Below are 25,860 nucleotides of genomic sequence, written 5' to 3' on the forward strand. Positions count from 1 at the left end.
CATGGCAATACTGAACGACAATTCGAGCGGAATGGACGATTTCGGCTACAAGGAATCGCTCGACCGCAGTCTCGGCAAATTCGCCAGCTTCGCCGCAGGCGTCAGCTACATCTCGATTCTCACCGGTACCTTCCAACTGTTCTACTTCGGTTTCGGCACCGCCGGACCGGCATACCTGTGGTCGTGGCCTGCGGTCTTCGTCGGTCAGCTCTGCGTGGCACTGTGCTTCATGGAGTTGGCCGCGAAGTATCCGGTGGCGGGATCGGTGTACAACTGGGCGAAGCTGTTGGGCCGCAGGATCGTCGGTTGGTCGGCGGGCTGGTTGATGCTCACGGCATCGATCGTGACACTGGCCGCCGTTGCCCTCGCTCTGCAGCTGAATCTGCCACGCATCTGGAGCGGATTTCAGATCATTGGTGACGGCTCGGGAGCCACCGACTTCGCGGCCAATGCAGTGCTGCTCGGTGCGATTCTGATCGCCATCACCACCACGATCAACGCGCTGGGCGTTCGACTGATGGCGATGATCAACAGTGCGGGTGTGTTCATCGAACTCATCGCGGCCGTGCTCATCGCGATCTTGCTCGCGGCCAACATCACTCGAGGACCCGAGGTGTTCTTCTCCACCAACGGCTACGGTGCCGGTGAGAGCGGCGGCTACCTCGGTGCTTTCCTGGTGGCGTCGCTGGCGTCGGGATACGTCATGTACGGATTCGACACCGCGAGCTCGCTCGGGGAGGAAACCGTCGAACCTCGGCGCACCGCCCCCAAAGCGATCTTTCGCGCCATCCTCGCGTCGTTCGTCATCGGTGGAGCCATCCTGGTGTTCGCCGTCATGGCCGCGCCGGACCTGAACGATCCTTCCCTCGGCAGCCCCGACGGCAGCCTGCAATCCATCGTCGAATCGGTGATGTGGGGCCCGCTCGGCACCGTCTTCCTCATCTGCATCGTCATTGCGGTCTTCGTCTGCTCACTGGCAGTACACACCGCGGCGATCCGGCTCACGTTCGCCATGGCGCGAGACAACGCGTTGCCCTTCGGTGAGAATCTGGCCAAGGTCAATCCCAAGACCCAGACCCCGGTGGTGCCCGCGGTGACCATCGGCGTGCTGGCCATCGTGATCCTCGTCGTCAACATCGGTCAGCCGCAGATCTTCACGGTCCTCACCTCGATCGCGATCATCATGATCTATCTCGCGTATCTGATGGTCACCGGACCACTGTTGGTCAAGCGCATCAAAGGCGAGTGGCCGCCGGAGGATCTCAAACCCGGCGGATACTTCACGATGGGCAAGTTCGGCCTGCCGGTCAACATTGCGGCGGTGGTGTGGGGTGCCGGGATGGCGCTCAACCTCGCCTGGCCGCGCGAGGCCGTGTACGGAACCCCCTGGTACAACACGTTCGGTGCGTTCGTCTACATCGGCGGCATCCTGGGCGTAGGCCTGCTGTGGTACGCACTCAAGGGGCGCAAGCACATCGGCACTCTGAAATCACATGCCTCCACGGGCAACTAGAAGGAGCGTGCAGTGACAGACACCCAGTTCGATTACGTCGTCGCAGGAGGTGGCACGGCGGGGTGCGTCCTGGCCGCGCGGCTGAGCGAAGATCCTTCTGTGAGCGTCTGCCTCGTCGAGGCAGGTCCCACCGACATCGGCGACAAAGCGATCCTGGAACTCGTCGAGTGGATGCATCTGCTCGACTCCGGCTACGACTGGGACTACCCCGTCGAGCCGCAGGAACGTGGCAACAGCTTCATGCGGCATGCGCGTGCGAAAGTGCTCGGCGGTTGCTCTTCGCACAACTCCTGCATCGCTTTTCATCCGCCGGCCGAAACTCTCGACGATTGGGCCGCGGCCGGCGCGACGGGCTGGGGCGCGTCGGACATCCTTCCTTTCGTTGCGCGCGTGGAGAACAACGACACCGGCCGCGGTCACGACGGACCCGTGCGGATACGCGACGTGCCGCCGCACGATCCCTGCGGTGCGGCAGTGCTCGAATCGGCCGCCGGAATAGGCCTTCCGACAGTCGCATTCAATCGCGGGACGCCGGTACTCAACGGCGCGGGTTGGTTTCAGATCAATGCGGGTGAGGACGGGTCGCGTATGTCGACGTCCCATGCCTACCTGCATCCGATCATCGGCTCGCGGCCGAACCTGGAGGTGCGCACCGACTGCTGGATCAGCGAGATCCTGATCGACGAGTCGCTGACTGCGACGGGTGTGCGGTACCAACGCCCTGACCTGACCGGTTACGACACCGTGTCCGCGCGACGCGAAGTGATCGTCACCGCCGGTGCCATCGACACTCCGAAGTTGTTGATGCTCTCCGGAATCGGACCGGCGGCACAGCTGCAGGAGATGGGAATCACCGTTCGGGTCGACTCGCCCGGCGTGGGTGAGAACCTCGACGACCACGTCGAGGGACTGGTGTTCTGGGAGGCGAGCAAGCCGATGGTCACCACGTCCTCGCAGTGGTGGGAGATCGGGGTGTTCGCACAGACCGACACGTCGCTGAACTACCCGGACATCATGATGCATTACGGCAGCGTGCCGTTCGACATGAACACCCTCCGGTGGGGTTATCCGACCACCGACAACGGGTTCTGTTTGACGCCCAACGTCACTCAGGGTCGTTCTAGGGGAACTGTTCGGTTGCGCAGCAGAGACTTCCGCGATCGCGCCAAGGTGGATCCGCGCTATTTCACCGATCCCGACGGCCATGACGACGCGGTGATGCTTGCCGGGCTGAAGCTGGCGCGCGCTATCGCCGCAGACGGTCCACTCGCGGGTTGGATCGAACGCGAACTCGCCCCCGGGCCCGATGCCGTCACCGACGATGATCTGCTCGACTACGTGCACAAGACCCACAACACGGTCTATCACCCGGCAGGCACGGCGCGGATGGGATCGGTGGACGATACCATGGCCGTGCTCGATCCCGAGTTGCGCGTCAAGGGCATCTCGAACCTACGCGTGGTCGACGCGTCGGCGATGCCGAAGCTGCCGTATGTCAATCCCAACATCACGGTCATGACCATGGCGGAAAAGTGCGCCGACCTGATCCGTGGCGGATAGATCGGAGCTTGCCGACTTCCTCGGCGCGCACCCACCGTTCCAAGGCGCGTCACCTGCGGTACTGACCGACATCGCCGGAGCAGCCGTCGAACTCGACTATGTCAGTGGCGCATGGGTTGTGGGCCCGACGTCGAAGCTCGATGTGGCCGACACCGTGTGGGTGGTGCGTACCGGTCGAGTGGTGATCGTGCACTCCGACGACACCTCGCCCGCCGCCGTACCGATCGACACCATCGGTCCGGGCGGGGTCTTCGGTTTCTCGGCGTTGCTTGTCGGCGGGACGGTCGAATTCTGTGCGCGCGCAACCGAGCCGAGTACCGTTCTTCGGTTGCCCGGAGAGCTGATTCGACCGCTGTTCGCAACGCCGACCGGGCTGGCGTTTCTGGCCGACGCCGTCACCTCGGCCAGCACGCATCGCGGTGGGGCGGCCGAGGGTAGTGCCGGCCGCGCCGTCGGCGAACTGCTCTCGGCCCCAACGGTGTTCGTCTCCGTCGGCACCTCCGTCCGAGACGCAGTTCGGCACATGACCGAGCAGGGCAGCTCGTACGTCCTGGTTCCGCTGCGAGGTTCGCGCTACGGAATATTCACCGACCGTGACCTCAGGGTGCGGGTGGTCGCCGCGGGAATCGGCGTCGACACCCCGGTCGAGCACGTCATGACGTCGCCCACAGAGACGGTCACCGCGGACCGGTTGGCCGGCACCGTCCTGATGGACATGCTCGAGCTGGGACTGCGGCACATGCCCGTCGTGTCCAGCCGAGGCGAGGTACTCGGCGTCGTCGAGGACTCCGATCTGCATGCCGCGTCCACGCGTCGCAGCTTCGTGGTTCGTCGCGCGGTGACCTCGGCAACGACATCGGCCGAACTCGCCGACGCAGGAAGGCTCGTTCCGGGATTGGTGGCGGACCTGTTCCGGGGTGGGACCGACGCCCTGGCCGTCAGCGCGATTCTGTCCGTCGTGGTCGACAGCCTCGTTCGCCGAGCCGTGGAGATCGAATGGGCGGCGCGGCCCGAAGTACCGCGACACAACTTCGCCTGGATCACCCTGGGCAGCGTCGCCCGTCGGGAGGCGATGCCCTCCTCGGACGTCGACAGCGCTCTGACTTGGTCGGATACCACCGCCGACCCCTACGTGCGTGGACGATCGAACTCGGTGCCGAGAACTCGCGACGAAGTGCTGATGGGCCTGGCCGCTCGGGTACACGCGAGCCTCGACGGTGCCGGGTTGCCGTCCGACACCAACGGTGCGGTTGCGAGTTCGCCGAGATTCGCACGCTCGGCCGGACAGTGGGAAAGTGCCGCGGCCCACTGGCTCAGCAACCCCTTCGGCGATCGTGGCAAAGCAGGAACCCCTGGTCGTTCCGCAGGCTCCACTCCGGCTGGGGACTCCGGCCTCATCATGTCCTCGCTGATGATCGACGGCAGGGTGGTGTGGGGCCCGAGGGAGTTGAACACGGTTCCCCAGGCCTATCGCCGACTGCTGGTCGACAACCCCGATGCACTGCGACTGCAACTCAGAGATGCCCTCGCCGGACGGGCCCGGCTGCGTTCGCTGCGAGACGTGCTGGCGCGGCGCGGCGGTACGTTCGACCTCAAGGCCCATGCACTGACTCCCATCGTCAATCTCGCTCGGTGGGGTGGACTGTCGGTCGGAATGGCCTCGGCCTCGACACCGGCGCGTCTGGCGGCCGCGTCGGGCAACGGGATGCTCTCCGAACGGGACGTCACCACGTTGACCGAGGTGTTCGCGTTGCTTCAACGGCTGCGGCTGTCACACCAGATCGATCAGATGACGGCAGGCCATCGGCCCGGCGATGTGCTGATCATGGCCGATCTCTCACCGCTCGAGCGCAGTCTGCTCACCGACGGCATCCGAGAGATCGCCGCGGTGCAACGCCGAGTCGGGTACCTCGCCGCCAATGTCGGCGTGCATCGCTGACCGGGAAGCACCAGACTGTGTGCCGTGACCACCAATCCCGTGAGCGTTCCCACCCCGTCCACCGTCGAACACAACCGTTTGGCGGAGTCACCAGGGGTCAGCGGGCCATGGCGTCAGTGGGGACCGTACCTGGCGGGACGGCAGTGGGGCACGGTGCGCGAAGACTACTCCGAGGACGGAAACGCGTGGGCGTCGTTTCCGTTCGATCAGGCGCACAAGCGTGCCTACCGCTGGGGTGAGGACGGAATCGGTGGAATCTGCGATCGATTCGGTTTCCTGAATTTCGCGTTCGCCCTGTGGAATCGCAAGGATCCGATTCTGAAGGAACGACTCTTCGGGTTGGCCAACGAGGAGGGGAATCACGGCGAGGACGTCAAGGAGTATTTCTGGGCGATCGACGGCACTCCGACGCACAGTTGGATGCAGTGGCTCTACCGCTACCCGCATGCGGAGTATCCGTACGCGCACCTGCGCGAGGAGAGTGCCCGACGCGGCCGAGACGACCGCGAATACGAATTGGCCGATACCGGGATCCTGGACGAGAACCGGTTCTTCGACGTTCAGGTCACGTATGCGAAAGCGTCGCCCGACGACATCTGCATCACGATCTCCATCACCAATCACGGACCCGAGGCGGCATCGGTCGATCTGCTGCCGCAACTGTGGCTGCGCAACACCTGGTCGTGGGGGCGCGACGATCGCGGCGGATCGCTCACCCAGCTGACCCGACCGGAACTTCTGGCCGGCGGCCTCGAGGCCGTTGCAGCCGATCACGGCTTTCTCGGTCGGTACTACCTCAGCGCCGAGGGGTCGCCGTCAGTGTTGTTCTGCGACAACGAAACCAATGCAGAGTCCTTGTGGGGGCAGGACAACCTGTCGAAGTACCCCAAGGACGGCATCGGCCGACATGTCGTCGACGGCGAACAGGGTGCGGTGAACCCCGAGCAGACCGGAACGAAGGCTGCATTCTGGTATAGATTCGACGACATCGCCTCGGGCGCAACCGAATCGGTGCGACTGCGCTTGTCGCCCCATCGGCCGGACGAGCAGACGTTCGGTGCGGGATTCGACGCGGTCACCGGTGACCGTCGTGCGGAGGCGGACGAGTTCTACGGCGCAGTGATCGGTGCGGACCTCACCGATGCCGATCGACACGTGGCGCGCCGGGCATATGCGGGGCTGTTGTGGACCAAGCAGCTCTACCGCTACGACGTCGAGCAGTGGATCGAGGGCGACAAGGTGGGAGCCCCGGCGCCGCACTCGCGTCAGGACCCCAAGGGCCGTAACGCCCATTGGCGTCACCTCGCACTGGCCGATGTGATTTCGATGCCCGACGAGTGGGAATATCCATGGTTCGCCGCCTGGGACTTGGCCTTTCACGCTATTCCTCTCGCACATGTGGACCCGGACTTCGCGAAGGAGCAGTTGGTCCTGATGTGCCGGGAATGGGCCATGCATCCCAACGGCCAACTGCCGGCCTACGAGTGGGAGTTCGGCGACGTCAACCCTCCGGTCCACGCCTGGGCGGCCTGGCACGTCTATCGGATCGACGGGTACCAGGATCGCGAGTTCCTGGTCCGGGTGTTCACCAAGCTGCTGCTCAATTTCGCGTGGTGGGTCAACCGAAAGGACTCCGAGGGGTCCAACATCTTCGAGGGTGGATTCCTCGGAATGGACAACATCGGATTGTTCAATCGTTCCGCTCCGCTGCCGCCCGGTTTCCGTCTGGAACAGTCCGACGCCACGAGTTGGATGGCGTTCTACTGCCAGCAGATGTTCAAGATCGCACTCGAGCTCGCGCGCCACGACAGCGCCTGGGACGACGTCGCGACCAAGTTCTTCTCGCATTTCCTCTCGATCGCGAAGGCGGTCAACTCGTTCGGTTCCCAGCACATCTCGCTGTGGCACGAGGAAGACGGATTCTTCTACGACGTCCTCGTCCAACCAGAGGGCGACGCGGTACCGATGCGAGTGCGATCCATGGTCGGTCTGCTTCCCATTCTCGGGGCCACGGAAATTCCGCCCTGGGTCGAGGCGGAGTGCCCGGACCTCGCGGCGCGGCTGCGGTGGGTTCAGCACCGTCGGCCGGAAATGGTCTCACCGCTGCTGGCGCGTCGGGAAGGCAATGAGGTGCGCCTTCTGCTCACCCTCGTGCAGCCCGAACGTCTCAAGCGGATCCTCTCTCGCATGTTCGACTCGGAAGAGTTCTTGTCGGAGTTCGGTATTCGTTCCTTGTCGGCTTCGTACCGCGAGCCGGTCACGTTCGACGTCGACGGTCGAAGCCTGTCCATCGAGTACGAGCCGGGGGAGTCACGGACCGGAATGTTCGGGGGCAACTCCAATTGGCGAGGGCCGGTGTGGTTCCCGGTGAACGTGCTGTTGGCGGACAAGCTGCGCGCCTACGGGCGCTACTACGGCGACTCGTTCACCATCGAAATTCCCACCGGCTCGGGAAACCATCGCACTCTCACCGATGCCGCAGACTTGATCGACAACGGCTTGGCAGGACTGTTCCGTCCTGTCGACGGCAAGCGGCCTGCCGACGGTCGGCGGATCGAATCGAGTTCCGATCCACTGTGGAGTGAGCACCCGACCTTCAACGAGTACTTCGACGGAGACACCGGCGAGGGACTCGGAGCAACACACCAAACCGGCTGGACGGCGTTGGTTGCGCACCTGCTCAGGCCACGTCTGCCGCTGTGATGGCCTGCGGCCCATGTGAGTGGAACTTCGTAGTGGGCTACGAAGTGTTTTCGGGTCGTTCCGCGGGCTCCACTCCAAATCCACGCACATGCGGCGCAGCCGCATAGTCTGGCGGGATGAAGATTCGCGGCGCTGTACTCGAAGAAATCGGCCGATCTCGTCCCTTCGCGGACTCGCATCCCATCACCGTCTCCGATCTCGAACTGGGCTCACCGGGTGACGGGGAACTGCTCGTCCGGATCGAAGCCGCCGGACTGTGCCACTCGGATCTGTCGGTGGTCGACGGTAATCGCGTTCGTCCGGTACCGATGCTGCTCGGCCACGAGGCCGCGGGCCGCGTCGAGGAAGTCGGCGCGGGCGCCGACGACATAGCAGTCGGAACCCGTGTGGTCATGACGTTCCTGCCGCGCTGCGGTGACTGCGCCGGGTGCGCCACGGACGGCCAGATGCCCTGCGTCGTGGGAAGCGCGTCGAACAATGCGGGCACGTTGCTCGGCGGAGACATCAAATTGCACCGCGACGGTGCCGAGATCAAGCATCACCTCGGAGTCTCCGGCTTCGCCACACACGCAGTGGTCAGTAGGAAGTCGGTGGTACCGGTCGACGACGACATCCCAGCCGACATCGCAGCGGTCCTCGGTTGTGCAGTGCTCACCGGCGGCGGCGCTGTCCTCAACGCCGGGACTCCGAAGCCGGGGCAGTCGGTGATGGTGGTCGGCCTCGGCGGAGTGGGCATGGCGGCCGTACTGACCGCGGTATCGATCGGTGCCGGTGAGGTCATCGGTGTCGACGGCGTCCCCGACAAGCTCGTCGCCGCAACCGATCTGGGTGCAACGCAGGTCTATTCACCTGCGGATCTCGCAGAGAAGGGGATCAAGGCGGACATCGTCATCGAGGCAGCGGGCAACGCCCGTGCATTCGAGACTGCAGTCGCGGCAACGGCTCCCGGCGGAAGGACGATCACCGTCGGCCTGCCTGCTCCCGACGCCCGTTCGTCGATCTCTCCTCTCGGTCTGGTAGCCGAGGCGCGCACGATCATCGGTAGTTACCTCGGCTCGGCCGTCCCGGCGCGCGACATTCCGAAGTACGCCCAGATGTGGCGCGAGGGTCGACTGCCCGTCGAGAAGCTGATCTCCTCGCGCATCACGTTGGACGAGATCAATCGCGGCATGGACGAATTGGCCGACGGCAACGCCATCCGTCAGGTCATCGTTTTCGACTGACCGTCAGCGGTGGGCCGCGGTGGCCACCCACCGCCCGCGACGGCGAGAGATGTGGATCGGATGGTCGAAGCACGTGCTGATGTTGTCGGTCGTCAGCACCGTGTCGACAGGCCCCTGAGCGTGCACGCGCCCGTCGCGGATCAGCAATGCGTGGGTGGTCGAGGTGGGGATTTCCTCGAGATGGTGGGTGACCAGGATGCTGGCGAGCCCGGGATGTTCGGCACGCAGCGAGTCGAGCGCCGTCAGGAGTTGTTCGCGGGCAGCGAGATCGAGGCCGGTGGCGGGTTCGTCGAGTAGCAGCAGCGCCGGATCGGGCAGCAGTGCGCGAGCGATCAGTGCCCGGCCCCGCTCGCCCTGGGAGAGGGTGTGCCACGACGCGTCCACGCGGTGGGCGACTCCCAGCGACTCGACGAGCCGGTGGGCGCGAGCGACCTCGTCCTCGGTGGCCGACCATCTCGGGATCAGATCGGGCGTGTTGGTCAGTCCTGTCAGGACGACCTGGAGCAGAGTCAGCGGGGCGTCGATCTTCAGACGAGGGTCGACGTGTCCGATGTGCGTGCGTAATTCGCGCATGTCCACTCGGCCCAGGCGGTGGCCCAGTACGTGCACCGCGCCCCGCGTGGGATGGACGACGGCTCCCAGCAAGCTGAGCAGGGTGCTCTTGCCGGCACCGTTGGCACCGAGCAACACCCAGTGCTCGCCTTCGTCGACCCGCACGGTCGCATCGCTGAGGAGATAGCGGCCGCCACGGACGAGATCGACGCGGTCGGCGAACAGAACGCTGGACTTCACCGACCGACCGTAGCTGCCGGTGTCGGGGGCCTGGAAGTAGGCTCGGTCTTCGGTAGGACGACAAGACGACGACGAAACGAGTGTGGGAACGACGTGAGTGCAACGGCACCTGTTCGAGTAGGGGTACTGGGGTCACGCGGCAAGGTCGGTCAGGCGATCTGCGCCGCAGTCGACGCTGCCGGCGATCTGGAGCTCGTGGCAACTGTCGACCAGGGCGATCCGCTGGCGAACTTCGTCGACAGCGGTGCGCAGGTGGTCGTCGATTTCACCCATCCCGATGTGGTCATGGACAACCTGCAGTTCTTGGTCGAGCACGGCATCCATGCTGTCGTCGGTACGACGGGTTTCGACGAGCAGCGGCTCGAGCAGGTTCGTGAGTGGTTGGCCGGATCGCCACAGACGGGTGTGTTGATTGCACCGAACTTCGCCATCGGAGCGGTGCTGTCGATGCGCTTCGCTCAGCAGGCAGCCCGATTCTTCGATTCCGTCGAGGTGATCGAGCTGCATCACCCGAACAAGGCCGATGCGCCCTCGGGGACCGCGTACCGTACCGCCGCGCTGATCGCCGAAGCGCGGGCGGCAGCGGGCACCCCGAAGAGTCCCGATGCGACGACGACGGAGCTCGACGGTGCTCGCGGAGCCGACGTGGACGGGGTGCGCGTGCACTCCATCAGACTGGCGGGACTCGTTGCGCACCAAGAGGTTCTGCTGGGGACACAGGGCGAGACGCTGAGCATCCGACACGACTCGCTGGACCGGACGTCCTTTGCGCCCGGCGTACTGCTCGGAGTCCGAGAGATCGCTGCCCGTCCGGGGCTGACCGTCGGCCTCGACCCGCTTCTGGATCTGTGAGCTGATCGACAGTGAACAAAGCGACCAAAGTCGTCGCCATCATTGCAGTGATGGTGTTGATCCTCGGCTTCTACTTCTTCCTGCTCGGACAGCGCGGAGTGACGTTGATCCAGAACGGCGGGGTGGCCAGTATTGCCCTGGGGATCGGGGTCATTCTGCTGCCGATCGTCGGGTTGTGGATCGTGTGGGCGACGCTCAAAGCAGGATTGGACCATCAGCGGCTGGCGTCGCGCATCCGAGAGGAAGGCCTCGAACTCGACGTCGACGATCTGCCGAGGAGGCCGTCGGGGCGCATCGAACGAGACGCGGCCGACGAACTCTTCCAACAGGTCAAGGCCGAATGGGAAAAAGACCCCGACAACTGGCGAAATTCGTATCGACTGGCGCGGGCCTACGATTACGCGGGTGATCGCGGGCGAGCTCGCGAGACGATGAAACGTGCTGTGGCACTGGAACGTGCCGAGAGCTGACGGACATGGCGCGCACTCTGCTGATCGTTCACCACACACCGAGCCCGCCGATGCGGGAACTGCTCGAATCGGTCCTCGCCGGAGCCCGTGATCCCGAGATCAGCGGTGTGGACGTGCGCAGTGTGCCTGCGCTCGGCGCGACAGTCCCGGATGTGCTTGCCGCCGATGGCTTTCTCTTCGGTACCCCGGCGAACTTCGGTTACATGAGCGGTGCCCTGAAACACTAGAGTGTTTCACGACCACATACGTGGAGGTACCCGCCGTGACCAGCAACGCAGCTATCTACTGCCGTATCAGCAAGGCCAGACGTAACGACGAGGACGACACCGAGACGTTAGGTGTAGAACGGCAAGAACGACTCTGTCGCGAACTGGCGGTATCGCTAGGTCTGGACGTGGCCGCTGTGTTCGTAGACAACGATCTGAGCGGCAAAGCCGGTGTACTACGACCTGCCTACGAACAACTGAAACAAGCCGTAGCTGACCGATCCATCGACGTGGTGCTGGTATGGAAAACAGATCGGTTGAGCCGAGATCGAATCGCGTTGCAGTTGTTCTACGAGCTACTGAGAACCAACAAGGTCAAGCTTCACACTCAGCAAGAGGGGCTGGTCACCCTAGACACCCCCGATGGGGCGCTAATGGCCGGTATCCGTGCCGAGTTGGCTCAGTACGAACGTGGCGTCATTGCAGAGCGTGTCAGGGCGCAGAAGACACAAGCCGCGCAAGCTGGCAGGGTGCTAGGTGGCCGCTATCGGCTGTACGGGTACCAGGACAAGCAACGAACCACTGTCGATCCTGTCGAACGTAAGCACTTGCTACAGATTGTCGAGTGGTACCTAGCCGGTAGAACAATCCACTCGATCACTCGGACATTGAACGACGACGGTGTGCGCTCGATCAGCGGCAAACCATGGCTCACCCAACAGGTACGGCGAATCCTGGCAAATCCTGCCTACGCGGGGCTACGAGAGTTCAACGGCGAGATTGTGGCCGAAGGTAAGTGGCCGAAGATCATCGACCGCGACACCCATGAACGAATCATGCGCAAGCTCAATCTGACCCGTGGCCAGACGAACAGGAACGTACGCCGCTACCTGCTGACCGGGATTCTGTATTGCGGCATCTGCCATACCAAGATGACAGGCGGCAACAACGGACGCGACAGCTACCGATGCAGCACCACGAACGGGGGTTGCGGTCGGGTGAGCCGTAACGCTGCCAAAGTCGATTGGGCACTGATCGAACTCACTGCTATGCAGATACGAAAGCTGCCGTTCGAGCACGAGCAGAAGCATGTAGATCGCTCTGAGCTTGATCAGGTCGAACACGATATCGAACTTTTGGCCGATGCTCGTAAGTCGGGACGAATAGATATGGTCACATTCCTCGACCAAAACGAGGCACTTCAACGTCAGAAGACAAAGCTGGTCGTCGAGATGGACAGTGCAACCACCCTGATAACCCTGTCGGGACGTGACCGAGAGTTCCGAGCATCACCCACCGATGAAAAGCGGGAGACGATACGGCGGTTCTTTCCGGCAGTGGGAATCAAGCCGGTAACCAAGGGTGTCAGGTTCTCGCTAGATCAGCTCGAATTGCCCAAACCACTCAAAACATACCTATCTACCGACTACGATTCGAGTGACACCGCAACGAAGTCCTGAAAGGACACAAAATGTACGAACACGAGGTCAGGGTCTATGTACCGGACGGGGATGTGCAAACGTTCGACTACGACACAGAGAACCATAAGGCGCTTGACCTTGTGCGCTCCATCGAACTGAACGGCTATGTCTCGGATAAAAAGAATGTCTATGCGGCAGAAGTAGACCAGAACTCGACATTCACGAGCGATCCCGTCGCGGTGGCTATCGAGTACTACTTCGAGAAAAAGGTGTAGAACCGGAGTATAATGGTTGGTGGAGAGAGAAATCGGTTCCGGCCAATCTTTCACCACTTGCTAATTCGTCCTACTAGACGGCAAGGCAATGCCCCCGATTACAAATCGGGGGCATTGTTCTATCTATGCATCTAGGCCAAACAGTCGCTTCAGTGACTCACCAATGGCCCATAGGTAGACGTACGGAGGCCAGAGCCAATCAGGCATGCCCACGGGCCAGGCAGGGCCGGAACCGGGGTTAGCGCTGGCAGTACCACCAGCTATCAGCAGAATCAACGGCACGCACAGAGCGACTGTGGCAACTCTCAGCTTGTTCATACCGATGAATCGCGGGGGAGTCAAAAGCGTTACAACCACTGCAACAAACCAATCAATATTGTTCGAACAGAGTTGCGAATAGGTGCAATTCAGGCGTATAATCTATGTAGAGCGAAAAGCAGTATCTAGGACCACTACAGCTTTAGGAGTTCATCGTCTAACTTTCTCCAATTAGTAGAATAGCAGAGATAGCCCTACCTGAGAGTGGTTCCTTGGGTAGGGCATCTTTGTATCTACAGCAGTTGAGGTTTTAAGCACCTCGACTGACTACTAATTGAGGAGAACCACGTGAAAACCAACAGCACCACAGCCGCGCCAATCGCCGGGAAATATTGTTCACCCTATTTCCTCTGCGAGAATAATGCGGAACATATGAAAGATATGCGTGTGAGCGAAGCTCACACCAGTAATCCCCAGTCAAAGACTCCAGTAAAAGACTCCAGTGTTATACACCAGTTAAATACTCCAGTTATATCTCCAGTCTTAGAAAGAATGCCTGGTCGGGATGCCTAATCTAAGACAGCAGATCATAGACACGATGGGGATTGATATACACAGAAACACGTTGCCGAGACTGGGTAAGGCAATCGAGTCGGGCAACTCGAACGATAGAAGCGTCATCGGGCTCGTATGGGCATTACATGAACTAGGCGGGGACCCGACCCCGCATCTGGAAAAGAAATACACCAAGGAAAGGGCAACGGAGATTATGGACAACATTTACATGGATGAAGACGCCGGGGAAGAAATGAAGCTCAACATTCTGTACATCGCTTGCGTATGGGCGGCAGATGCAAAGAAACAGATAGCAGGTTGGAGAACGTACAGCCTTGTCGAAAAGGTCATCGATGAGATTGCAAAGACAGCAGTACGACATTGGACATTCGAGCCGATATTCAATCAGTCAAGCGTGCCGGGAGTGCCACAACGCAACGTCTCGAATGCATGTAAGAAGCTGATCGATCTTGGTCTGCTCTCAGTTGTTCGTCATTCGACCAGCCGAGGCCAGTCGAACATCTACAAAATGACGACCAAAGACCATTCCCCCGAAGAGGTCAAAGCGGCATTCGATGCTCTACATCTGAAGACCGTTACCGCTGCCGATCAGTTAGACGAATATCTAGGAACCGAAAAGGCACCCGACGAGTTTGCCGAGTCCAGAAAGAAGTATGACTGGTGACCGAACAACCAAAGTTCAATGATGAGACAAACAGGTACTGCCCAGAGTGTGACGATACAAAGCCAATCAGTGAGTTCTACAAGGATAACGCTCGGCGGGACAAGTTGAAGAAACTGTGCAAAGAGCACATGGATCAGAAGACGCGGCAGTGGCAAATAGACAATCGTGACAAGTACAACGCATCTCAGCGTGAACGTTACCGACGAACCCACCAGCGTAAACCTAAGGCAACGCATTGCGGGCGAGGACATGAATATACCGAAGAGAACACATACATTCGCCCCGATGGCCGAGGGCGCAAGTGCCGTCAATGCTCGGCAGACTACGAGAAAAAGAAAGGTAAGAAATGAATCAGATTCACACAGCAAGTAACGACGACCTGGTAGAGGGTCTAGCCATGGCCCAACAACTCTACGAGGTGGGCCGTAAGAAATACGAGGATGACGAGGCCGAGTACTGGTCGGGCATCCATACGGAAATCTACGAGGAACTACAGCGCCGAGGGATCGACCCGTACCCCGCTAGAGACGTACCTGCCGGGGAAGGAAAGAAGTATTCATGGTGAAGAAAGAAAAGCCACGTATCCGCACAACAGATCAACTGATCAAGGCCAGGGGAGAGGTAAACCTAGACATGTCCAATTGGGCAAGCCTAGAAGAATACAGAAAGCTAGTTCCGAGGACCGACGACGATGGCTGAATCCAAATACCTGGCAATATCGAATCCGAACCAACCACACATCGATCGAATCTTCGAGCAGATTGACTCACTGCTTGAACAAGCGCAAAAGCTCGACGTTGATCCTCTACGAGTCACGCTAGCCATGAAATATTTCTCCGGTAAGTACGGCACCAGATAGCGATTCTGGTACCCATATAGTCCATTGCAGCACCAGTTGGATATCCCCCGGTATGAATGGCCGGGGGACTCCACAAATGGCATTAGAGAGCCATACAGCAACAACCGAGACTAAATCTATTGGTTGATATCGTATGCAAACCGATGCAACTTGGCCATGACGGGGGATCGAGTCGGTTCGAGCACAACAGCCATTTTTATCATTGACTCAGCCTTCAGTACTCGTTTGAAGCAACGAAGATAGGTTTGGAGGAGTGCACTGATCGCGAGACATACAAACAGCAGGGCCACAAACAGCCACCACGACCATCCAACCGCGACGATATACCGAACGATCAGTGCAATGAAGATGACAGCAAGAGGGCCTACGATACTTGCTCGAAACGATGCTTCCGCTCGTTCTCTGTCGTATTCATCCCACAATGCAAGTTTGTCGTTCTGAATATTCTTTTCGATTACCGTAACTTCATCTCTGATCGTCCCGCGTATCCACAGAGTGATCTGTGGGCCGAAGTTGTCACGTGGCCGAATATCCATCGGCATGTTTATTGCATCCATTACGGCTGCGTAGCCGTTTGCAGTCCGCTTCATTGCTGTCTCTACCAGAGTCAGAATGGTCTGCTGATACTGCTCATCGACTTCTGCGTTGGAATTGTCTAGATACTCAAGAACGTACCGCCGGAACCTGCCGCCGATATTCCCACGGCTCAGAGGTACCGCAGAAAATCCTGAGTTCGGATATTCGATGGTGGTCACGGACCCGACGAGGTAGGCAACGAACGACAGGATACCGAGCACGGTCGGTGTTCCAAGCTGACCACCCAGACTGTACAACTGACCAATCAGAAATGAATCGGCGTCTTTGTCCGGTAAGAGTTCTGCAACTGACAGGTAGATCGCAACAAGCCACAGATAGCCGGTAGCAAGCGGGGTGCGGAGTTCGCGAAGTCCCGGAAGAATGGTCGTCAACATGAGAGAACCATACCGGATGCACTGCGCCAGAACAGTTTGATTACAAAAACGGTAATGCTACATAATTGCTACAATTACAGTGATGAAGTTTACTAGTATAAATGAGTTCTATTCTAGAGAGTTGAAGTACACCGTCAACGACAATGGTTGTTGGTTGTTCGACGGGTGCAAAGATGGTCACGGCTACGGGATATTGAACTTCAATGGAAAGACATACCGAGCACATCGATACAATTTTCTCAAATACAAGGGTGAGATAGCAGCCGGTCTAGTTGTTAGGCATACATGCAAGAAACAACGTGATTGTGTCAACCCTAACCATCTGATTCTAGGAACTCAGGCAGAGAACATTGCGGACAGAGAGAACGACAAGAAGCGTTTTTGCGCGGGTGGTCATGAGCTAACAGGACTCAATAGCTACGAGTACAACGGTAGAACAATCTGCAAAGTCTGCAAGGCAATGGTGGCAGCCCGGGGGAGGGCTAGTTAAAAGTGTTACTAGAAATAAACGATCCAAACCCATCAGCAGTAAAGCCAATACCCAAATGCAGAGTGTGTAACTTCAACAACCATCAAATCGTAAACGGACTAGGAGAACAAAAACATGGACAGTAAGAAAGAAAGAGAGAGGGCTAGGAATAGCTAAATAGTTATATTGCAATGTCGCGCCTGTACTTAATCGCGCAGATATTGCAATGCACAATGAGCGAAGCGATTGTGCAAATCGTTAGTCAGGCTCAAAACGCCGGCCTACAAAAACAAATGACATTCATTGTCAGAAAGGATTGATTAGAATAGCTAAATATACAGACGAGGAAAGATTGGCAGCCATTGAGCTAGCCGAAGATATTGGACTCAGTGCCGCGATACGTGAGCTTGGGTACCCGTCGTTCCACACCATGAAGAAGTGGTGCATAGATGCGGGGGTAGAGGTAGAGCTAGACGAGGTGAAGCAAAAGGCAGCCAATTGGAACACCTGGTACCACGACTCAGAGTTGTTGATAGCTCAACAAGAGATCATTGCTGTCGGTATGGAGAAGTTGAGAGACAAGACTCTCGACGCGAACGGGTTGGACAAGATCTCCAATGCCTTCAAGAAAGCATCTGAAATGATCCGAACCATACAAGGCAAGGCTAACTCTCACGTACCAGCTAAAGAGGACACGTTAGAGGCCGAGGCGGCCAAGGCATACGAGGACTACATCAATGCCAAGAAGGTTGATCCTTCAACATGAAAGCATTCGAGTATCTAGCAGAGTTGGGTGTACCGAGTGAGCTACTGACTACCACTGCCGGTCGAAAGCTACTGACGCGTGACGATCCAATGTTATTTGCAATTGTGTATGAGTTGCCGCATCTGATCAGACCCGGCGACGGCGAGGCATCGATAGCTCAGTTCCATATCGATATATGCGAGTACGCACAGTCATGGTTGACGAACGAGGGCAGTCGAGACTGTTGGATTGCACCCCGTAACAGTGGCAAGTCCACATGGCTGTTCACGTTGCTACCTCTATGGGCAGCGGCACACGGTCATAAGAAGTTCATTGCTGCATTCAGTGACTCCGAAGACCAGGCATCGGGGCACCTACGTACGTTCAAGTCCGAGCTGGACAACAACGAACTACTGAAGAAAGACTATCCAGAATTGTGTAGGCCGATGATGGCCGGGGCAGTGAAGCGATACATATCCCAATCGAACACAATGATCCAACAGGCTAACGGGTTCTCATTCTCTGCCAAAGGTATCGACAGTAAGTCTCTAGGTCTGAAGATCGGTAACACTCGACCTGATCTGATTCTGCTCGATGACATCGAACCAACCGAATCTAATTACAGTCCACATCTAGCCGAGACCCGCAAACGAACAATGCTCGATGGTGTGTTCATGCTCAATGACAGAGCAACCATTGTCATCGTCGGAACTACCGTGATGTCGAACAGCATTATCGACCAACTACGTAAGGTGGGTGAGTACCGTACTACGTGGGGTAGTACCAACCGTCAACGCGAGGTAGACAGTGATATCGAGAGTCATAAGCAAGGCGAAGATGAATGTACTGATAACAACTATTATGTAAACCATTGTGAGGGTAACCTAAGTAGTGATGAAGGCGAGATTAGTACCTCATATCCGTCAGAATCGATTGGGGTATCGGTAAGCCACTCACTGACCGATATCGATAATAAGTCTGTCCTAGACGAGATAGAGGGCACGGATTCGATAAGCCAGAATGACGTATCGACTCAAATAGGCCGAGCATTGTCAAATGGTACAAAGTTATCAATAGTGGGGGATAGTGATACGCAATCGTTATCTTTGCAAGAATTAACAAGCGCTGATTCTGGTGAATGCTTGACAAAGGCCGGCGATCATGATTCATGCCCCGCAGAAAACGATCTTAAATCGAACGCGCCTTTTCATACGTCATCTATACCTAACTCCCATATAAGAGATTTTGCAGAATTGGAGGCACAACAGCTAGCGCTATTGCAAGATGCACCAGTGCCTAACAAAGGTGAATCAGTATTAGATGAAAAGCAAATAGAATCTGTCTCTTTCTACGATTCATTGGATCAGGAATTGCAATGGGTGGTAGATGAACGAATAAACGTGCATTACTATCCTGCCGTTGTTATCGATGTAGATGGTACCGAGTCGTCATGGTGGCCTGAATACAAGCCACTCGATGAGTTGGACAAGATTCGTCATACCCGTTCGTTCGCTATGAACTACATGAACAGGCCTGTCAACGTCGATGCGTCATATTGGCTTGAGTCGGACATACAGATTGCCGAGTGTGCCGAGGGATACAAGTACACGCTGATCTCTGTCGACCCGGCTGTATCGACCAAGCAGTCCAACGACTACACGGCTCTGACTGTCATCTCACTAGGCAACGACGGTCTGGTGTACGTGAGGCATGCCGAGCAGGTTCGTATTGTCTCCACGGCGCTACGAGACAGGGTTAACGAGCTGATCGAGACGTTCGATGCACAGCTGGTGCTCTGCGAGACCAATCAGGGCGGCATGTTGTGGTCATCTGTCTTCGATGGGATCACTGCCAACTACAAGGGCATCCACCAGACCGAGCCGAAGCCTGTTCGCGCTGGTAGGGCACTCGACTACTACCGCAAAGACAAGGTTCGACACACACGCCACTTCACAGAGCTTGAAGAGCAGATGTACAGCTATCCCAAGGTTGCCCACGATGACCTACTCGACTCGATGGGTGCCGGGGTGCATTACTTTCTGTCATTCAGCAATAGGCCACGTGTCAGAAAGAGAAGCTATATCTAATGACAGCGAGAATTGTTACTAAACTGGTATCATTAGTAAACAAAATGAAAAGGAGTTATATCAAAACTATATGAGTTTACTGTCCCTATCCGTTCAATCTATTCTAGACAAGCAAGATGAATACATACAGGCCGAGAACTATTACAACGGCACCGTAGAAGAAGTATTCGCTAGTGCAGCCGTCAAGCGTGAGCTAGCAAAGTCCGGAGATCACTACCGAGTCAACTACGCAGCTACCCCAGTCAACGCCGTAGCCAACAGGCTGGAGGTCACCGGGGTAACCACACTGTCTCCCGCTGCCGAGGCAGTCATCGGCTCTACCTGGCAGGACAACAACCTCGAGCTGACACTGACAGAGCTGATCACGAAAACGCTGGTGTACGGCTCTGCCTACCTCACAGTCTGGCCAGATGCAGACGGTACGACCCAGCTGTACTACAACAGTCCGCTGTCCACAGTGGTGCTCTACGACCCTGAGAACCCACGTAGGGCAGTCGTAGCCGCGAAGCTGTGGCCAGTCGAGGTAGACGGCAAACCACGATCACGCGTGAACCTGTACTACGCGGATCGTATCGAGAAGTACCTATCGACCTCAGAACGTCTGCCGTTCACAGTTAAAGACAGCGACTTCGAGCCGTTCATAGACGACGAGACCGACGAAAACGGCTCTGTGCCAAACGAGTTCGGCGTCATCCCGGTATTCCACTTCACCACGGGTATCGACCAGTACGGCAGGCCCGAACATGTCAGTGCCTACAGCTGTCAGGACATGATTAACAAGATGCTGATTTCTCAGCTTGCATCGGTGGAGCACTACGGTTTCCCCACACGTTGGATGCTTCAGAGAGACCAGACAGGCACGTTGTCCGATCTAGGCGACGATGGCGACGAGGACGATCTGACCGGGGCACCGGGTGAAGTGTGGTCCCTAGCCGGTATCGAGAAGGTCGGGCAGTTCGCACCTGCCGATCCGCGTTCGTACATCGAGCCGTATCGCGAATACGTACGTGCCATGGCATCGGTTACGGATACACCGTTGCACTACTTCGAAAACACTCAGACCAACGTGTCCGGTGAAGCTCTCCGAGCATCCGAGGCACCACTGGTCAAGAAGTCACGTACTCGACAGCTGGCGATCGGCAACACACTACGACGTGTCTTCATGTTCGTTCTCAAGCTGAATGACATCGATGAAGATGTGCAGGTTCAGTGGAGACAGCTCGAATCGATCGATACGAAAGAACAGTGGGAAATTGCATATAAGAAGTTACAAGCCGGCCTGCCTGTCGAGCAGATCCTATTAGAACAAGGCTATGACGCCGAGGTGGTGGCTCAGTGGAAGATCGACGGGCTACTAGTACAACCACAATTGAATACCGAAACTAACCCAATAGAAGGAGAAAAAGCCGCATGAGCGACAACGAGAATGAAAATGTAGAAGTAGGTACCGATGATGAACTATCCAAGGTGCGCGAAGCACTGAAGGCCGCGAACGCCGAGGCCGCTAGTAATCGTCACAAGGCATCCGAGCTGGAAACTCAGCTAGCCGAGGCCAGCAAGGCGGGGGATAGGTTCAAGTCTGCCTATGTCACCAGCAAGGCCGCTAACACGCTATCGAGTCTAGGAGTAGCGAATACAAATGTATCCAAGTTCCTAGACTTCAACAAGATCGACGTGGACGAAACGGGGGAGCTGGTAGGGCTAGACGAGCAGATCGCCGAGCTAAAAACAACCCTGCCCGAACTATTCGATCCTAAGCGTCGTGCACCAAAGATCGACGGTGCCGACAAGCCTGTCCAGAAGAAAGCACTGACAAGTGCCGAGAAACTAATCCAGCGCGCACGATAAACGAGAAATTGATACAATATAGTTACAAAGCGGGATGCTTTCTCACGAATGAAGCGAGATGCCTAATTCGTTCACAGTCTATGCGAGACTCTAAACTGTAAATTCATTTAGAAAGCAAGTGTTTCAAATAGCAAGAGTAAATGCAGACGCCTGGGTACCAGAAGAATATGGTTCCGAGGTCATTCAGACAGTAGAGCAGTTTTCCGCTGTAGAAGCGGTAGGTAGACGCGTCAATATGACTAGCGATACCCAGAAGACACCTAGACTAGGCGATGTAGATGTACAGGTCATCGCAAAGGGTGGAGTGTATCCAGAAGACAATCCAACATTGGACAATGTTCTATTGGATGCAGTCAAGTTCGGTGATCGAATTATCATCGCCGAAGAAGATCTAAACGATGCAAATGTAAATGTCATCGTAGAGTTCCAGAAGGGTTGGGCAACCAACTATGCGCGCAAGTTCGACAACGCGTGTCTCGGAACTACAGCAGTGGCCAACGGTACAACCGTTCCGTTCACTTCTGTATACAAGGAAGCCGGAAACGCGGTAATCAAGACTGCTGGACCACTGACCTATGCTGATGTGTCCGATGTTCTAGGCCTAGCCGAGAACGGACGCTACTTTGCCGATCCCGACACAATCGTGATTGCGCATACCAGTTTTAAGGGCCAGCTACGAGGTCTAGTGGACGGCAACGGTCGTCCACTGTTCATCGATCAGGTTTCGGCAAGTCAGCCAGCAACCCTATTCGGCTACGAGATTCGATTCTCGGATGGTGCCAAGACCAGTTCGGTAGCAACTTGGAATCCAAGTGCCGGTAATCCGTTGCTGATCGTAGGCAACCGTAAGCACCTGATCGTGGGTGATCGTTCACCAATCGAGTCATTGATTAGTTTCGATGCAGGATTCGGTACCGACGAGCCACACATCAAGATGCGTACCCGTAAGGCATTTGCCGTTGGCCGTAAAGAAGCATTCGGCGTGCTGGAAGTAACAGCAGCCTAAGTAGTACCCACAATTAAATAGTTCATTCTAGAGATAGCGGCTAGGTTCACATCGAGCCTGGCCGCTTTTTCTGCATATGGAAATTGGATCATCGATCGTGCGCGAACTTGATCACGTTATTTGCCCATCCACGGTAATTCTCATTACGTGGCCCTGTCAATGCCTCGGACTTTGTCAATGCTCGAGTGCCGATCCTGCCGTTAAAAAGTGAATCGAACTCTCGTATTGTGGCACAATGGCCCGATATATCTGGGTACATCCGGCCGAGTATCCTACCGTTGGCTTCTTCAATTAGTGGATAAGCCTTGGTTATGCATTCGATAACACTGGGATCATCTTCGTATGTTTCAAGTTCCCGTCTGAAAGAGTCCGAAATTCGCTTATTGAGCTGCGCTATAGAACTAATGTCGATCTGCGGATTGGTCCAGCATTGATCTTCGCCGTTGGCGTTCGGAATTATGCCACCGCGAATTGTGATGGTTTGCATTGTGCAGTGAACCATAGTATTTCGCACTTGCCATAAGAGTCTGTACTCGGGCGATTTTTCATGCATTCGTTGGAAGATTTTCTGAACCTGCTTGTAGAGGCGACTGCTCTGATCGTGGGTTAAGAGAATCTCCGTGTATGTGTGTTCTTGATGAAAGTGAAGCGCGGTGCAGAATGCCAGAACCGCACTTCTCATTCTCGTTCCAATTCGGACAATATCATCTTGACCGTCAAAATTGAATTGTCCCGATCCCAATTCTTCCACGTCCTTCTGGACAGCGCTCTTGAAATCTTGAAAAGTTGTCTGTAGATAGGTGAAAATGTTGAGATTCACAATATCGTCGACGTATGCGTATGCATCGGAGTAACGCTCGTAGTCAGACTCGGATAGTTCTTTAATGATATAAAATTGTCGCTTCGCACCATTCGACTGACTGGGAAGATAGAGCTTGGCGGCATAGCGATAGCTGGTAGTCATGATGCCCCTCTCTCACGGTGTCTTTCGTCTCTCGATTTCTTCGCATCATACCGGGTCGCGGTGAAAATGGTATTATTATTGTATAAATTTGAAAGGAATGATTACATATCTACGCAGATCTACAGACCGTTATGGAAGTTACTGGTTACGAGGTCACGGATGCCGCGTTGAGGCGCGCTCAGGCAATCGTAGAGCTCGCAAGTGGCAGACCCGAGTCGGCGGTAACCAGAGAGGCGGACAGAGCTTGGTTGGAATACGCCGTGTGTTGGCAGGCCGCTTACATGCACAACTCCGACGTATTCGAGCAAGCGAATGTATCCAAGGTTACTCAGGACAGAAGTAGTGTCGAGTTCGCTGATCGAGTGTTCGCACTTAGCCCGCTGGTGGTAGAGGCTGTCAAGCGATTGTCTTGGAACAAGTCGAGAGGCATTCAACTACGAGGCTGGAACTTCAGAAAGAACACGCTTCCCGATTGGTGGTATTGGTGAGTGGTCAATTTGATTACCAAACGATATCCGAGTCTGGTCGATATCTACGAGAAGACTGAGATATTCAACGAGGAACTGGGTACCTATTCGTATGATTGGGACTACAGCAATCCCAAAACCGTCGCATGCAACGTCACGAGCCTAGAGCCCGACAATTCTCTGGAACAGTTCGGTGCTGAGTACACCAACAAGATATTTGTCAAGATTGAGTACGCGACGAACGTTATAACACTCAGGCACCAGGCTGGAAATCTCCGAACCAAAGACGGATCATCGAAGTATTATTATATAGATGACAACGCGCCGGGGAACTATATTTTCAATGTGTCGGGTGTCAATACGCAAATCGATGCACTCGGAAATCTAGTCTGCTATGTGGCGTACCTAGAGCTAGCTGAAAATTGAAAGCGGAAGATTGTAGGAATTGGTATAATTGAGTGGAACGGGCAACCTCCTTCCCGTTCTCTTTCATAAAGATGTATTTTGTGCAGAATGATCCCCCGATGAGTTATGGACGATTTGTAGCGTCTTCATCGGGGGATTGTTTATTTGTTTTGCTGGATGGGATCAGTTCGTTTCATAAAAGCCTTTTCCATCTTGTGGGCTTTCCACTGGTGTCGCCAACTCGTTTTGCTCTTTTTGAGTTCTTCTCGAGCCGTCAATATCAGAATAGACTGTAATTTGTTTATTTCTACGACTCGTTTTTCCTGCCCAATCATTTCTATTGGCTTCTCCATCTCTTCGATCAGATTGATCACTATTCCAGCGAACCAATCCGAGGATACGAGCTGTACACGGTACACATCATCTGTAGCAGAGCGAAGTAGGGTGAGTAGCTGATCCCGATTCATGTTCGGCAAATGATCGATGCCCTTTTTGATAGCGGCAAATTTGTCATGAATTAAGGCGACAGCGATGCCGAGTTGTTCCCGTCGCCAACTCTGGTGCTCTCGTCTGTCTGCCCGCCAACTTGTAATCAGGGCCGCTACCAGACCAGCTACGGCACCGATAGCCGCGCCGATGAGCAAGTACGTCGGATTACTGGTCGGCACCTGTACCGGAGGATCTGCTGCTAGTAGATACATCGGTGCATCGTCTCACGTGTGGATCTACCAGCTAGTATGTGTTGGTCAATCAAAGAAGCATTTCTTCGACACCGTCTACTACCCGAGTCTCGATGCGGTATCCGGAAAGCCCTACGGTGCGTGGGTGTACGGAAACAGTGATACCGCTGGTGCCGGGCGGGCAATCGAAAGTATTGCAGCGGGTTGGGGATTGGACAAGGTGGCCGAGACCGCTCACCTGGTGGACAGCGGCAAGGAGTCGCGGGAGCGCTGCTACGAACTCGGCGGGACGATCGCGGCCGGTCTGTCCGACTGACCGCTGCCCGAGTCGACGTGTACGTCTCGGCACGCTGCGGTCGCGCGAGTACCGACTCAGTCCGACTCGACAGGGGAGTGGGATCGCAGCACGTCGTCGGCTGGGATCGACAACGGAATTTCCAGAAGTCGTTCCGGCCAACTCGGGTACGCGGGTCTGATCCAGACACGGTTGTCGTCGAGCTGAGTCATCAACACCCGGCGCCACTGCCAATCGTCTTGCGGTGTCAGCAGATCGGTCTCGGGCTGCAACGGCAGTGGGGCTTTCGTCCAGTGCGGCAACGACAGGGAAGCCAGTCCGCGTTCCTCCAGGGCGGCAATCGCGTCCTCCAGCGACACACCCAGCGCTACGGTGATACCCACCGGATTGACGGCATCGACCAGGTATCCCTCGTCGTGTTCGTCGTACGGGGCCGATTCATCCGCGCTGTGTGCGACGGTCCATCCGATCACCTCGCCGTCCGAGGCTCGTTTCACCGGCAATCTGCTACGCCACCGCTCGACATCCACTCACTCGAGGATACGCGGCTCGATGTAGTGAGTTCGGTGAAGAAACTATGTCCGATTGTGAGCAGGCAGGGTCGTGCTCGTG

Annotated in this window: 23 protein-coding genes and 1 pseudogene; 19 read left to right on the forward strand and 5 right to left on the reverse strand. The window is 56.7% G+C overall.

Annotated elements, in window-relative coordinates:
* Position 1: 1 nt before the first annotated feature.
* The 5 genes from K414_RS0115660 (at position 2) to K414_RS0115680 (ending at position 8,938) form a co-directional block, all read left to right on the forward strand.
* Complete coding sequence (locus tag K414_RS0115660; protein ID WP_027496791.1) at positions 2-1,513, forward strand: amino acid permease; 1,512 nt, start codon at positions 2-4, stop codon at positions 1,511-1,513.
* Positions 1,514-1,525: 12 nt separating this feature from the next.
* A complete protein-coding gene (locus K414_RS0115665) occupies positions 1,526-3,073 on the forward strand; it encodes a GMC family oxidoreductase N-terminal domain-containing protein (protein WP_027496792.1) in 1,548 nt (515 codons plus the stop codon).
* Entirely contained in the window at positions 3,063-5,012 is a 1,950-nt protein-coding gene (locus tag K414_RS0115670) for a putative nucleotidyltransferase substrate binding domain-containing protein (protein WP_027496793.1), read from the forward strand. The genes K414_RS0115665 and K414_RS0115670 overlap by 11 nt, the downstream gene beginning before the upstream one ends.
* A gap of 24 nt (positions 5,013-5,036) precedes the next feature.
* A complete protein-coding gene (locus tag K414_RS0115675; protein WP_237606188.1) occupies positions 5,037-7,715 on the forward strand; it encodes a glucosidase in 2,679 nt (892 codons plus the stop codon).
* Between the two features lie 116 nt (positions 7,716-7,831).
* Positions 7,832-8,938 carry an alcohol dehydrogenase catalytic domain-containing protein gene (locus tag K414_RS0115680; protein WP_027496795.1) on the forward strand — a complete coding sequence of 369 codons (1,107 nt, stop codon included), beginning with the start codon at positions 7,832-7,834 and terminating at the stop codon, positions 8,936-8,938.
* A 3-nt stretch (positions 8,939-8,941) separates the two neighbouring features.
* Here K414_RS0115680 and K414_RS0115685 read toward each other — a convergent pair whose 3' ends face one another.
* The gene (locus tag K414_RS0115685) at positions 8,942-9,730 is read right to left on the reverse strand and encodes an ATP-binding cassette domain-containing protein (RefSeq protein WP_027496796.1); all 789 of its coding nucleotides are present in this window, start codon (positions 9,728-9,730) and stop codon (positions 8,942-8,944) included.
* A 93-nt stretch (positions 9,731-9,823) separates the two neighbouring features.
* Here K414_RS0115685 and dapB point away from each other — a divergent pair, with 93 nt between their 5' ends.
* From dapB to K414_RS29160, 7 genes and pseudogenes are all read left to right on the forward strand, one after another.
* A complete protein-coding gene (dapB, locus tag K414_RS0115690) occupies positions 9,824-10,582 on the forward strand; it encodes a 4-hydroxy-tetrahydrodipicolinate reductase (protein WP_027496797.1) in 759 nt (252 codons plus the stop codon).
* Positions 10,583-10,632: 50 nt separating this feature from the next.
* A complete protein-coding gene (locus K414_RS0115695) occupies positions 10,633-11,052 on the forward strand; it encodes a hypothetical protein (protein ID WP_072692106.1) in 420 nt (139 codons plus the stop codon).
* Between the two features lie 5 nt (positions 11,053-11,057).
* Positions 11,058-11,276: pseudogene (locus tag K414_RS27150) on the forward strand (flavodoxin); the annotation flags it as partial.
* Between the two features lie 38 nt (positions 11,277-11,314).
* Positions 11,315-12,718: a recombinase family protein gene (locus K414_RS0115705; RefSeq protein WP_161631805.1), complete on the forward strand. Its 1,404-nt coding sequence runs from the start codon at positions 11,315-11,317 to the stop codon at positions 12,716-12,718.
* An 11-nt stretch (positions 12,719-12,729) separates the two neighbouring features.
* Complete coding sequence (locus K414_RS0115710) at positions 12,730-12,954, forward strand: hypothetical protein (protein ID WP_027496800.1); 225 nt, start codon at positions 12,730-12,732, stop codon at positions 12,952-12,954.
* Positions 12,955-13,810: 856 nt separating this feature from the next.
* Positions 13,811-14,452 carry a hypothetical protein gene (locus K414_RS0115715; RefSeq protein ID WP_152530436.1) on the forward strand — a complete coding sequence of 214 codons (642 nt, stop codon included), beginning with the start codon at positions 13,811-13,813 and terminating at the stop codon, positions 14,450-14,452.
* Between the two features lie 397 nt (positions 14,453-14,849).
* On the forward strand, positions 14,850-15,017 hold the full coding sequence (locus K414_RS29160) for a hypothetical protein (RefSeq protein WP_161631806.1): 168 nt from the start codon (positions 14,850-14,852) through the stop codon (positions 15,015-15,017).
* A 410-nt stretch (positions 15,018-15,427) separates the two neighbouring features.
* On the opposite strand, the gene K414_RS0115725 is transcribed toward K414_RS29160, so the two are convergent.
* Positions 15,428-16,282, reverse strand: coding sequence for a hypothetical protein (locus tag K414_RS0115725; RefSeq protein WP_027496803.1), 855 nt, complete (start codon positions 16,280-16,282; stop codon positions 15,428-15,430).
* Between the two features lie 821 nt (positions 16,283-17,103).
* Between K414_RS0115725 and K414_RS0115735 the strand changes: the two genes are divergently transcribed.
* The 5 genes from K414_RS0115735 to K414_RS28605 all read left to right on the forward strand — a co-directional run bounded on the left by K414_RS0115735 (position 17,104) and on the right by K414_RS28605 (position 22,437).
* Positions 17,104-17,517: a hypothetical protein gene (locus tag K414_RS0115735; RefSeq protein WP_037219299.1), complete on the forward strand. Its 414-nt coding sequence runs from the start codon at positions 17,104-17,106 to the stop codon at positions 17,515-17,517.
* Positions 17,514-19,583, forward strand: a complete 2,070-nt coding sequence (locus tag K414_RS28600; RefSeq protein ID WP_081701613.1) for a hypothetical protein — start codon at positions 17,514-17,516, stop codon at positions 19,581-19,583. The genes K414_RS0115735 and K414_RS28600 overlap by 4 nt, the downstream gene beginning before the upstream one ends.
* 70 nt (positions 19,584-19,653) lie before the next feature.
* A complete protein-coding gene (locus K414_RS0115745; protein ID WP_027496806.1) occupies positions 19,654-20,997 on the forward strand; it encodes a phage portal protein in 1,344 nt (447 codons plus the stop codon).
* A complete protein-coding gene (locus tag K414_RS0115750; protein WP_027496807.1) occupies positions 20,994-21,431 on the forward strand; it encodes a hypothetical protein in 438 nt (145 codons plus the stop codon). The genes K414_RS0115745 and K414_RS0115750 overlap by 4 nt, the downstream gene beginning before the upstream one ends.
* A gap of 118 nt (positions 21,432-21,549) precedes the next feature.
* The gene (locus K414_RS28605; RefSeq protein ID WP_202595067.1) at positions 21,550-22,437 is read left to right on the forward strand and encodes a phage major capsid protein; all 888 of its coding nucleotides are present in this window, start codon (positions 21,550-21,552) and stop codon (positions 22,435-22,437) included.
* Between the two features lie 88 nt (positions 22,438-22,525).
* Here K414_RS28605 and K414_RS0115760 read toward each other — a convergent pair whose 3' ends face one another.
* On the reverse strand, positions 22,526-23,401 hold the full coding sequence (locus K414_RS0115760) for a hypothetical protein (protein ID WP_027496809.1): 876 nt from the start codon (positions 23,399-23,401) through the stop codon (positions 22,526-22,528).
* 488 nt (positions 23,402-23,889) lie between these two features.
* On the opposite strand from K414_RS0115760, the gene K414_RS0115770 reads away from it, so the two are divergent.
* Entirely contained in the window at positions 23,890-24,294 is a 405-nt protein-coding gene (locus tag K414_RS0115770) for a hypothetical protein (RefSeq protein WP_027496811.1), read from the forward strand.
* Between the two features lie 140 nt (positions 24,295-24,434).
* Here K414_RS0115770 and K414_RS28960 read toward each other — a convergent pair whose 3' ends face one another.
* On the reverse strand, positions 24,435-24,974 hold the full coding sequence (locus K414_RS28960; protein WP_152530437.1) for a hypothetical protein: 540 nt from the start codon (positions 24,972-24,974) through the stop codon (positions 24,435-24,437).
* Positions 24,975-25,098: 124 nt separating this feature from the next.
* On the opposite strand from K414_RS28960, the gene K414_RS27170 reads away from it, so the two are divergent.
* Positions 25,099-25,269, forward strand: a complete 171-nt coding sequence (locus tag K414_RS27170; protein WP_202595068.1) for a hypothetical protein — start codon at positions 25,099-25,101, stop codon at positions 25,267-25,269.
* 56 nt (positions 25,270-25,325) lie between these two features.
* Here the strand turns inward: K414_RS27170 and K414_RS27175 are convergent, their stop codons facing one another.
* Complete coding sequence (locus K414_RS27175; RefSeq protein WP_235610121.1) at positions 25,326-25,745, reverse strand: hypothetical protein; 420 nt, start codon at positions 25,743-25,745, stop codon at positions 25,326-25,328.
* Positions 25,746-25,860: the final 115 nt, after the last annotated feature.

Origin of the sequence: Rhodococcus sp. JG-3 (assembly GCF_000482405.1) — a bacterium.
GTDB classification, from domain to species: Bacteria; Actinomycetota; Actinomycetes; order Mycobacteriales; family Mycobacteriaceae; genus Rhodococcoides; species Rhodococcoides fascians.